The organism is Paenibacillus sp. S29 (assembly GCF_049319765.1).
Classification (GTDB): Bacteria; Bacillota; Bacilli; order Paenibacillales; family Paenibacillaceae; genus Paenibacillus; species Paenibacillus polymyxa_B.
Map to the genome: position 1 here is coordinate 160,261 of NZ_JBMOUI010000015.1, position 10,017 is coordinate 170,277.

The following is a 10,017-nucleotide window of genomic DNA, read 5'->3' on the forward strand; positions in this document are numbered from 1 at the left end:
ACTTATCATAAACGTTGCACGGTTAAAAAGTGTATCAGATACATAAAAAAGAAGTTACGATTTTTTAAGACTTGGTCTTAAAACTTGATAATAAGTCCTATTTATCTTTGCTATCTTAATAACCCGACCTGACGTGCCTGTTCTTCGGTGAGAATAAACTCTTCATTTTGCCATACTTCGTCCTCTTTAGTTACAGCAAACATCCCCATGATCTCTGTCCATATTCCTTTGTCGACGGCTTCCTGTTGTGTAATGATAATTTTCATTTCGTTTCCTCCTCCTGTAAAATATGTGCAATCCAAGGCTGTCGATTTGTGTATCCCACTTCGCGATCAGATGGTTTCTCCGATCGCTGTTGGAGCCTGATTTTTTGAATTATATTTTAATGGTTAAAATCAGGTTCCAAAGGCGAACGCTATCGCTTCTCCGAAATCCATCTGCCCGCTTCGTTACCCAGCTTATCCTTGCCATTCTCATTTTTCATGAGTTCACTTCTAAAAAGCCAACGACCTAAACTGATACTTAGGCCAAATATAATACTTTTATTTAAAGCCTCTAACCCTTATATGGAACTCACAATGCTTGTCCTAGATTTGCATTATCGGAGTGCTTGAGGGGTTCTTGTCCCGCTTATAACATATGTACCCTTTTCCTACCGAGATTATTCGTATCTTATTTGTAACCATAAAATTTTATATTATTTTTGTAGGTAGTGACTTCTTTAGAAATGACTAAGTCCTAAAATAAAAACGGCTGTAGGTTATTCTACGAGCCGTTTTCACTAAAAAATTTTATATGCTTGGTTAATCTATTAGTACCATCAACATATAACGTATTCGTTTATTGTTTCTGCATAAAAAATGGTCGCCAAAAGCACTAAAGCAGCGGAGAGGACGGAATTGTTCTGAAGAAGCGGAGCGTTCGCCTTTGCCCCCGGATTTCTACCCTTGAACATACAAACAAGAAATCTGGGAGCAACAGCGATCGGAAGAATGATCCGTCCTCGTAGCGGTCACAAGCCGCATACCGTTACTTTGTCACTCTGCATGATATAAATGTAACGCTCCTTTTACACAGAAAAGTAAAAAGGCTGTACGCATACTGGCTTGGATACGGTTACTTGTTGCCCGGTGTAGGTCAAGCGTCCACTTGCCTTGTCCACTTTGAACGTAACGATGTTGTTGGTGTCGCGGTTGGCCACGAGCATATGGTCACCATTTGGAGTCAAAGCAAAATGGCGTGGATGCTCTCCTTCAGCAGATACATGCTCGACTAGGCTCAGCTTGCCAGTTGCTCCGTCTACAGCGTATACGACAATGCTGTCATGCCCACGGTTGGAACCGTACAGATAAGCTCCATCCCCCGAAATCGCAATTTCAGCAGTTGTGTTTTCACCTGTAAAGTCAGACGGTAATGTCGGTACGCTCTCAAGCTCAGTGAGCTTGCCAGCCTCTGCATCATATGCAAAAGAAGTAATGGAAGAATCCACTTCGTTAATGACAAAAGCAAATTTACCATTCGGGTGGAACGTCAAATGACGTGGACCTGCACCTGCATGGGTTTTCGTTTCACCATGAAACACCAGTTGTCCTTTGCTGTCATCAATGGTGTAAACGCGGATCAGATCCAGACCGAGATCTTGTACGAACAGGAAGCGGCCGTCCGGACTAAAGAAACTGGAATGTGGATGTGGACGATCCTGACGTTCAGGATGCGCTCCTTTGCCCTCATGCTGTTTAACATCCAGCAACTCACCGATACGTCCGTCCTCAGTCAGAGACACCAGTCCCACCATACCACCGTGGTAGCTGACTACAATAAGGTAACGGTCAGATGGATCACGCTGAATGTGGCAAGTTGTTGCACCCACGTTTTCCGCACGATTCAGCAATGTAAATGTTCCTTTAACTGGGTCAATTTCGAAAGCAGAGGCTTCGCCTACTTTCGCTCCTGCAGCAGAAGTCGTCTCTCCAATGGAATACAGCTTCCGATTTTTGACGTCCACATTCAGGAATGTAGGATTTTTCAAGCCGGAGAACTCATCCTGTAGTGTAAGTGCTCCTGTCTGTTCATTAAAAGTGTACGAATAAACTCCGTTACCTTCCAATTCGGCGTAAGAGCCTGCAAATACGAGCAATTTTTGTTGTGCTGTCATGGTTGTGTCCTCCTTGGATTAAAAAAATGATGGGCAATTGGAATGATTGCTCCTGTTACAAATATCGCTTTAAGAGGCGCGCTCCACCACGGGCTCTGTGGACAACGCCACATTTCCCGCTACGGCACGCGAGATCATGCATGAGGTTTCTGCCTGCTCTGCCAGTCGAAATGCTTGTTCAATCTGCGATTCTGTCGCATCGGCGGCCAATTGAACCTGCGGACGATGCACAATTCGGCGATATGTAAAAATATTGTTCGTTACATCGACAATCCCTTCGGATTCCAGCGCCAGTGATGCCACCGGGAGACTCGCGCGCTCCATCATCGCCGCCAACGTAATCAAATAGCAGGTAGCGGCGGCACCGAGCAGCATTTCATCTGGATTGGTGCCCACACCAGGGCCTCCCATCTCAGCCGGGATCGAAATTGCAGTCCGCAACTGTCCAGCCTCAATACGGCCGTCGCTGTTGCGCCCCCCGTTCCAGTCTGCCTTGAGCAGAAAGGTATGCTCCATTTCAGGTCACTCCTCTCTCTTATATTATGAATCTTTACACAGGTGAATGTAAAGGTTAGTCAATCTCCTGATTTTTGGTTTCCGTACCCAGCAACCATACAGCCGCAGCTCCGATCAAGATAGCTACGAAGAAAATCACAAAGATTGATGGTAGCGCTACGCCCTGTCCTACGAGTATACCGACCGCAAAAGGCCCAATAACGCCTCCAATACGGCCAAACGCAGCCGCCATACCCACACCAGTTGAACGTACAGCTGTCGGGTACAATTCTGGAGTATAGGCGTACATGGCTCCCCATGCACCAAGATTAAAAAAGGACAAGCAGATACCAGCAGCCAACAGCATTCCCGCCGTTTCCGAGGTGCCAAACCAAATGGCGGACACTGCTGTGAGCAGCAAGTAGATGACCAGTACGAATTTGCGGCCCAGCTTTTCAATTAGATAAGCGGCGGTAAAGTAACCTGGTAGTTGCGCAAGCGTCATGATCAGCACATACTCAAAGCTTTTAACCAGTTCGAAACCTTTCATAAACATCATGCTCGGTAGCCACAGGAACATGCCGTAGTATGAAAATACAACTGTGAACCATAAAATCCACAGCATCAGCGTAGACTTGCGATGGGGTCCCGACCAAATCGAAGCCAATCGTGCACGCAGCGGAAGTTTGACGCTTTGCTGCTTATAACGCGGTGAATCATCAATAGCTCTGCGCAGATAAAGAGCGTACAGCGCAGGTACTGCGCCGAGAATAAACGCCATTTGCCAACCATACTTTGGAATAACAAAATAAGCAATAAGAGCCGAAAGGATCCAGCCTGCCGCCCAAAAGCTTTCCAGCAGGACAACCGCTCTTCCTCGTTCTTTCACAGGCACTGATTCTGACACCAGCGTCGAAGCAACAGGCAATTCCCCACCCAAGCCTGCACCAGCAATAAAACGCAGTACCAGTAGCATTCCGAGACCTGTCGCCAAAGCGGATAATCCACTGGCAATAGAAAAGATCAACAATGTCCACACTAATATGGCACGTCTACCGTAACGATCAGCCAAAATCCCCGCCAAAGCGGCTCCGAACACCATTCCTATCGAATTCATTGCAGTTAGCAGTCCAATTTGCTCAGATCCCAGATGCCACTCCTTTGCCAACGCTGCGACTATAAATGAAAGCAGCCCCACATCCATAGCATCAAACAACCAGCTGAGCCCTGCGCTAAACAGCAATTTTCTTTTTTTGGCTGGTGGTAATGAAGTTAATTCACTCATGATTTGCTCTCCCTTAAAAATATATCGTATGTAGACGTATATTCAGGTGTCTTGTCACCTGTAGCCTAGCTCTATTGTACCGTAAGCTTCCTTAATCTGCGAGCTTTTTAACACAAAAAAAACGGAAGATTGCCTACGGCAATTCTCCCGCCTTCTGGAACCTGCCACTTACCGGTTTTGGACCAGACCGATGATCGTCACCATGAGCACCAGCAGCTGGATGAGTGTATCGTTACTCATTCCAATCGCCTCCATCCCATATGAGATACTCCTTCGGCCGTTTCCCCTCTCCCCGGATCATGACGCTTGTTCCCCAATACATACCTATGCAGGCGGCGGGAAGCTTATGATCAATCATGGATGAAAATCTCCATACGTTTTAAGGTTTAATCCAGGACCACTGCAAATCCATTTCCTGAATGCATTCACGGTTATCATGTTCATCATTGGCCACCAGTGGGGTCACCGGATAGATGCTCATGTCTCCTTGCTCATACGTGCGTAGTAGAGGTAGCAGCTCATCTATGTTCTGTACAGACGGATTCAGCCATGAATCTATATGATCAGCTTCCAAAATAGCCGGCATACGGGTATCGAATTCACGTATATCCGTATTGGCCTGAACTGTCATCATCGTACAGGTGCGTAAAGGCTCCTTACGACTATCCTGCCATACTTCATATAGCCCCGCGACCGCAAACATCTTCTGTTCCGGCAATACCACCCGTACAGCACACATGCGTTTACCCAATTTTCGCCAATAATAAAATCCATTGCATGGAATGATACAGCGCCGGGTTTCCGCCATCTTGCGATAACTTGGATTTACCCGAACCGTATTCAAGTCTGCATTGACACAATCCTTGCCCCAGTAGGGAATAAATCCCCAGCGAAATTCATCAAGTACTCGTTCTCCATCCTGATACAGCACAATTGGAACATGCTGGGTGGGACTCATGTTATAGCGTGTTTTGTAATAATACATCACCCGTTGTATACCAAAATGATCCCTAACCTCATCCAAATCAGCCGATAACGAAAACCTTTTGCACATTTGCTATTCATCCTTCCGCCTTTTTCACCTATTGTGCGGATATACAAGGAAAAATATGCATATGCAGCTTTTGCAAAAATCCAATAAACGACAAAACATATAGCAATATCCCCGCAGTTGTGAAGCTACGGGGATAGATACTAACTTATATTGTTATTACTTCTTTTCTACCGCGTGACCGCCAAATTCATTGCGCAACGCAGCAACCACTTTCCCGTTAAACGTGTCCGCATCAAGAGAACGATAGCGCATCAGCAGGGACAAAGCGATGACTGGAGTTGCAGCCTGAATGTCCAATGCTTCTTCAACCGTCCATTTTCCTTCACCAGAAGAGTGCATAACCCCACGAATTTCGTCCAGGTTTGCATCTTTGGAAAATGCACGTTCAGTCAAGCCCATCAGCCAAGAGCGAATAACAGAACCGTTGTTCCACACGCGCGCTACTTGTTCATAATCAAAATCAAAGCTGCTTTTTTCTAGCACTTCAAATCCTTCACCGATGGAAGCCATCATGCCGTATTCCACACCGTTATGAACCATTTTCAGAAAATGTCCGCTTCCGGATTTACCTGCATACAGATATCCATTTTCCACTGCTGTGTCACGGAAAATAGGCTCAACAACCGCCCAAGCTTCCGGATCGCCACCGATCATGTAACAAGCGCCATTACGTGCGCCTTCCATCCCGCCTGAAGTTCCAGCATCCATGAAGCTGATACCATATTCTTGAAGACGGGCATGACGAGCAATAGACTCTTTGTAATGAGAATTACCACCTTCAATAATGATGTCCCCTTTGGACAACATCGGTTGAAGCTGATCCAGCACAGAATCAACAATTTGGTGAGGAACCATAATCCATAATACTCTAGGGGATTGAGTTGCCTGTACAAGCTCTTCCAATGTAGAAGCACCTGTAGCTCCATAATCCTTCATTTCTTGGATTGCGGCCGCATTGACGTCGTAAGCGACAAGTTCATGCTTATGATCGATCAAATTTTTTCCGAGATTCAAGCCCATTTTTCCCAAACCAATTAATCCTACTTGCATTGTAAAGGCCTCCTGCCGTAGCAAACATATTTTGTATATACTTTCTTATTGGTGTTAAGAACGAACGACTGCTTTTTCAGTGCTTTCGGACTTTTCGTCCAGCCACCATGTAAAGCCTTGTTCTTCCAACAATTGATCTGAAGCTTCTGGACCGTAAGAGCCTGCTGCATATGTGTGAAGTGGAACCTCACCACGAGCAAAAGCTTCCAGTACAGGTTGAACCCACACCCATGAAAGCTCAACTTCGTTCCAATGAGCAAAAAAGGTGGAATCGCCGCGCAGCGCATCAAAGATGAGGCGCTCATAGGCTTCTGGTACATCCTTGGCCTCGGAATGATAATTCATCAGAACCGTTTCCAGTTGACCAGCGTTTAGCGGGTCTCTGCTATTCAGACGCAGCGTTACCTTTTCATCCGGGTTAACATGGATGATCAGCAAGTTCGGGTCAGTCGGTTGCCCTTGAGCGGCATAAGGATCTGTGCTGTCCTTTTTGAATTCCACGACGATACGAGTAGATTTTTCTTTCATACGTTTGCCGGTACGAATATAGAACGGCACACCCGACCATTGTTCGTTGTCAATCCATAGGCGAGCTGAAATGAAAGTATCATTTTGCGAATCAGGTCCGATGTCCGGCTCTTCTTTATAGGAAGGAACTGCTTTTCCGTTGATCTCACCGTTGGTATATTGGCCTCTAACCACGTTGGAAGCAATGTCGGAAGGATCAAGCGCACGAAGCGCGTCCATCACCTTGCTTTTTTCGTCACGCACCTGATCAGCCGTGACATGTCCCGGCTTGTTCATCGCCGTCATCATCAACACCTGCAGCATGTGATTTTGTACCATATCACGAATAGCGCCGGAATGATCATAGTATCCTGCTCGCTCCTCCACCCCTACAGTCTCGGATGCGGTAATTTGCACATTGGCGATGTATTGATTGTTCCATATTCCTTGGAGTAATGGATTAGCAAATTTTAAGGCTTCCAGGTTTTGCACCATGGGCTTACCTAAGTAATGGTCAATACGATAAATCTCATCCTCAGCAAAGGTTCTGCTTAGGCGATCATTCAGCTCACGTGCGGATTCCAAATCATGTCCAAATGGTTTTTCGATAATGAGCCGTTTCCAACCCTTTGTTTCAGCTAAACCACTCTCGCGAATATTGAGGGCAATCACATCAAAAAATTCCGGTGCCACCGATAAGTAAAACATGCGGTTCCCCGGAATTCCCAAGTCATTTTCACGTTGCTCAGCAAGCTGTAGCAGCTTTTTATAATCTTCCGGGTGGTTGACGTTCAATGCGCTGTAACGGAAAGCACTTAAGAACTGATCCATCTGTGCACGGTCTTCATTCACGTGTCTGGAAAAGTCCTTAATGGATTGCTCTACATTACTTTGAAATTGCTCGTCTGCCACTTCACGACGCCCCATCCCAATTACAGAAAAGGAAGCCGGAATTTTACCTTCTACAAACAAATTATACAAGGCAGGGTAAATTTTGCGTTTCGCCAAATCCCCTGTCGCTCCAAATAAGACAAATGTCATTGAATCCATGAATTATTCCTTCTTCCCATTATAAAGATGAGGTTATTAAAAGTTACCTGAGGAATTAACGTAACCCATAATACACCCAAAATAAGGGGCAAGTCAATCAAATTTTAGCGAAATCGTGAACATTCGATATATCCTGTAATGATAACGTTTTCTGTGGTATGATTGACGAAAGGAAAGAGAAAAAACTGTTAAATATGTCACAGTTGATACAAAGCGTTATAGTTACTATTGGTATACAGAGTTACTTTTAGTATACTGTTTAAAACAACAATGAAATTGAGGGGATTCAGATGAGCGACGACAGGCAGCCTAAGCTTTTGTGCGGTAAGGTGGAACAGTCCTTTCAGATCATCAGCAAAAAATGGACCGCTCTCATCATTCATACTTTGATGGAACATCCCAAACGATTTAGTGAAATTCACGTCTCTATACCTGATCTTAGCAAACGCATGCTGAACGAACGCATCAAGGAACTAGAGCTTTCCGGCCTGATCCTTCGCAATGTCATCACAGAGCGGCCTGTGCGTACTGAGTATTCGCTGACACGCAAGGGTAAAGAGCTAGGTGATGCATTGAATGGTGTGGAGAGCTGGGCCGAGAGATGGCTTTAACTGCTAACAGGAGGTCGCCACACATGGTCTCCTGTTATTGTGTTACCCCATGTGGATCATAATACAAACTATAGTACGAAAATAATGGGACAACCGCTCAGCAGCTCATAATTTCAGAATGGGCCAAGGAAGGATGAGAACGATGGCATTTGGCATTACCCGCCAGGAACTTATGGCCTGGAAAAGAGAGGTCAGTCGTGGTGAAATTGCTTTTCTGACACATTACTGGCTGGATGATCGCTTTCCAGGCATTACAACTGTCACCAAGGTAGGATGTTCTGATTTGGACAAGCTGCGCTTATGGTGCAACCAAAACGGATTAGACCCCCAATATATTCATCAGCGTCAGCCCTATCCGCATTTTGATCTCATCGGTAACAAACAAGCGGAAATTTTACGTAAGTATGGCATTAGCGATCAATTTAAACGCTTTGAACTTCAACTCCCAACGAGTACACGCCCATCGTTCTAAACCGCAGCTCTCAGAGCTGCGGTACTTTTGTTTTCATACCAGTTAATACCTTGTGTATCCAAATCGCTGACATAGCTCCTTCTCCCATTGCCACAGTCGCTTGCTCGGCATGAGCTCCTAAGTCCCCGGCTACCCATACATTTTCCACATTTGTCATTTTGCTGCGAGGATGAGTTTCAATATGCTTATTGTGCAGCAGATGTACACCCAGTTGCTCTGCCAGCTCTGAATGAACATGATTGCTGCCAAAAGCTAAAAAGCCCCGCTCTGCTCGAACCACTTGTCCATCAGCCAGCCGCACTCCTTCAAAACAGCCCGGTTCTCCGGTTATAATCTCAGAAATGGCTGCTTCCTTATAGCCAATCCCTTTTTCCCGCAGCTTCACAATCAGCTCGTCCGGCACCTCTGAACGCTCATGATTGACATAAACAAGTTGATCGGTACGCGCTGACAAGATCAGAGCCATGGAAGCTCCTGCTTTACCGGCCCCCATGACGACCGTGCTGCGATCCTGAACCTCGTAACCGTCACAGTCCGGGCACACATATACACTGTTGCCCAAGCAGGCTTGTAACCCTTCCAGCTTTGGAAAACGGTCCGTTAGCCCTGTAGCTAACAACAGCGTCTTAGATGAATACACGGTTCCTGCCTCCACTTGAATGTCAAAAAGCTCTCCTCTTTGGGCGGCTTTTACTGCCTTCCCTTCAATAAACTCAGTACCTAGTTTTGTGGCTTCACTACGTCCAAGCCGTCGCAGCTCTTCACCAGAAATTCCGTCAGGAAAGCCCAAAATATTATGATACTGATGGCACAGCGTAGATCGGCCATAGCCCGAATCTATGACCAGCACCCGATGACTGCTGTATCTCCCCAATTGAATCGCTGCTTGCAATCCGGCAATTCCCCCACCAACAATAATGCAATCATAGTTCATCATTTTTCCTCCTTTGAATGCGCGTTATCCTAGACATCTGCATAAAACCGCAATAACACCAATGTAAACATCTCATCCAATTTTAAACATAATATCACCCACTAACGGATGAATTAACCCCTGTGTCCGTACATATCAAAGCTTATATGCCTTAAAAATGGAATGACAAAAAGCACTGTGGATACCCACAGTGCTCAGGCTGTCGAGAAAGTCTCGACAGCTTTTTTTATGTTCATTTTATTTAAGACGACACCGCGTTAATGTTATATAATATAGGTAACTATTGTAGAACGGACGGTGTTGATATGCTGCGACCTCATCAAGACAAACAACAATCTTTTGAATTGGTTTCTCTGGAAGAACTGGTACCGCAAGATCATCTGCTTCGTAAAGTGGATACATAT

11 protein-coding genes are annotated in these 10,017 nt (G+C 45.6%); 2 read left to right on the plus strand and 9 right to left on the minus strand.

Annotated elements, in window-relative coordinates; translation table 11 throughout:
* Positions 1-110: 110 nt before the first annotated feature.
* The 8 genes from ACL9RM_RS22320 to zwf all read right to left on the minus strand — a co-directional run bounded on the left by ACL9RM_RS22320 (position 111) and on the right by zwf (position 7,596).
* On the minus strand, positions 111-266 hold the full coding sequence (locus ACL9RM_RS22320) for a hypothetical protein (protein WP_172828312.1): 156 nt from the start codon (positions 264-266) through the stop codon (positions 111-113).
* Positions 267-1,069: 803 nt separating this feature from the next.
* Positions 1,070-2,155, minus strand: coding sequence for a lactonase family protein (locus ACL9RM_RS22325; protein WP_061830324.1), 1,086 nt, complete (start codon positions 2,153-2,155; stop codon positions 1,070-1,072).
* 69 nt (positions 2,156-2,224) lie between these two features.
* The gene (locus ACL9RM_RS22330; RefSeq protein ID WP_250268145.1) at positions 2,225-2,671 is read right to left on the minus strand and encodes an OsmC family protein; all 447 of its coding nucleotides are present in this window, start codon (positions 2,669-2,671) and stop codon (positions 2,225-2,227) included.
* A gap of 55 nt (positions 2,672-2,726) precedes the next feature.
* Entirely contained in the window at positions 2,727-3,935 is a 1,209-nt protein-coding gene (locus tag ACL9RM_RS22335) for an MFS transporter (RefSeq protein ID WP_250268144.1), read from the minus strand.
* Between the two features lie 232 nt (positions 3,936-4,167).
* Entirely contained in the window at positions 4,168-4,293 is a 126-nt protein-coding gene (locus ACL9RM_RS22340; RefSeq protein ID WP_268819851.1) for a hypothetical protein, read from the minus strand.
* A gap of 21 nt (positions 4,294-4,314) precedes the next feature.
* Complete coding sequence (locus ACL9RM_RS22345; RefSeq protein ID WP_235308175.1) at positions 4,315-4,989, minus strand: SOS response-associated peptidase; 675 nt, start codon at positions 4,987-4,989, stop codon at positions 4,315-4,317.
* Between the two features lie 156 nt (positions 4,990-5,145).
* Entirely contained in the window at positions 5,146-6,039 is an 894-nt protein-coding gene (gnd, locus tag ACL9RM_RS22350) for a phosphogluconate dehydrogenase (NAD(+)-dependent, decarboxylating) (RefSeq protein ID WP_053325295.1), read from the minus strand.
* A gap of 54 nt (positions 6,040-6,093) precedes the next feature.
* Positions 6,094-7,596, minus strand: a complete 1,503-nt coding sequence (gene zwf, locus ACL9RM_RS22355) for a glucose-6-phosphate dehydrogenase (RefSeq protein ID WP_165175553.1) — start codon at positions 7,594-7,596, stop codon at positions 6,094-6,096.
* A 290-nt stretch (positions 7,597-7,886) separates the two neighbouring features.
* On the opposite strand from zwf, the gene ACL9RM_RS22360 reads away from it, so the two are divergent.
* Positions 7,887-8,207, plus strand: coding sequence for a winged helix-turn-helix transcriptional regulator (locus ACL9RM_RS22360; protein ID WP_007430161.1), 321 nt, complete (start codon positions 7,887-7,889; stop codon positions 8,205-8,207).
* 142 nt (positions 8,208-8,349) lie between these two features.
* Positions 8,350-8,679, plus strand: a complete 330-nt coding sequence (locus ACL9RM_RS22365; RefSeq protein WP_061830319.1) for a hypothetical protein — start codon at positions 8,350-8,352, stop codon at positions 8,677-8,679.
* Positions 8,680-8,689: 10 nt separating this feature from the next.
* Here ACL9RM_RS22365 and ACL9RM_RS22370 read toward each other — a convergent pair whose 3' ends face one another.
* Entirely contained in the window at positions 8,690-9,613 is a 924-nt protein-coding gene (locus ACL9RM_RS22370) for an NAD(P)/FAD-dependent oxidoreductase (RefSeq protein ID WP_235308172.1), read from the minus strand.
* Positions 9,614-10,017: the final 404 nt, after the last annotated feature.

Excerpts from the sequence above, each read along its gene's own strand:
- ACL9RM_RS22335 (WP_250268144.1), bottom strand. The coding sequence starts at position 3,935 with ATGAGTGAATTAACTTCATTACCACCAGCCAAAAAAAGAAAATTGCTG.
- ACL9RM_RS22345 (WP_235308175.1), bottom strand. The coding sequence starts at position 4,989 with ATGTGCAAAAGGTTTTCGTTATCGGCTGATTTGGATGAGGTTAGGGAT.
- gnd (WP_053325295.1), bottom strand. The coding sequence starts at position 6,039 with ATGCAAGTAGGATTAATTGGTTTGGGAAAAATGGGCTTGAATCTCGGA.
- ACL9RM_RS22365 (WP_061830319.1), top strand. The coding sequence starts at position 8,350 with ATGGCATTTGGCATTACCCGCCAGGAACTTATGGCCTGGAAAAGAGAG.
- zwf (WP_165175553.1), bottom strand. The coding sequence starts at position 7,596 with ATGGATTCAATGACATTTGTCTTATTTGGAGCGACAGGGGATTTGGCG.
- ACL9RM_RS22330 (WP_250268145.1), bottom strand. The coding sequence starts at position 2,671 with ATGGAGCATACCTTTCTGCTCAAGGCAGACTGGAACGGGGGGCGCAAC.
- ACL9RM_RS22325 (WP_061830324.1), bottom strand. The coding sequence starts at position 2,155 with ATGACAGCACAACAAAAATTGCTCGTATTTGCAGGCTCTTACGCCGAA.
- ACL9RM_RS22320 (WP_172828312.1), bottom strand. The coding sequence starts at position 266 with ATGAAAATTATCATTACACAACAGGAAGCCGTCGACAAAGGAATATGG.
- ACL9RM_RS22370 (WP_235308172.1), bottom strand. The coding sequence starts at position 9,613 with ATGAACTATGATTGCATTATTGTTGGTGGGGGAATTGCCGGATTGCAA.
- ACL9RM_RS22340 (WP_268819851.1), bottom strand. The coding sequence starts at position 4,293 with ATGATTGATCATAAGCTTCCCGCCGCCTGCATAGGTATGTATTGGGGA.
- ACL9RM_RS22360 (WP_007430161.1), top strand. The coding sequence starts at position 7,887 with ATGAGCGACGACAGGCAGCCTAAGCTTTTGTGCGGTAAGGTGGAACAG.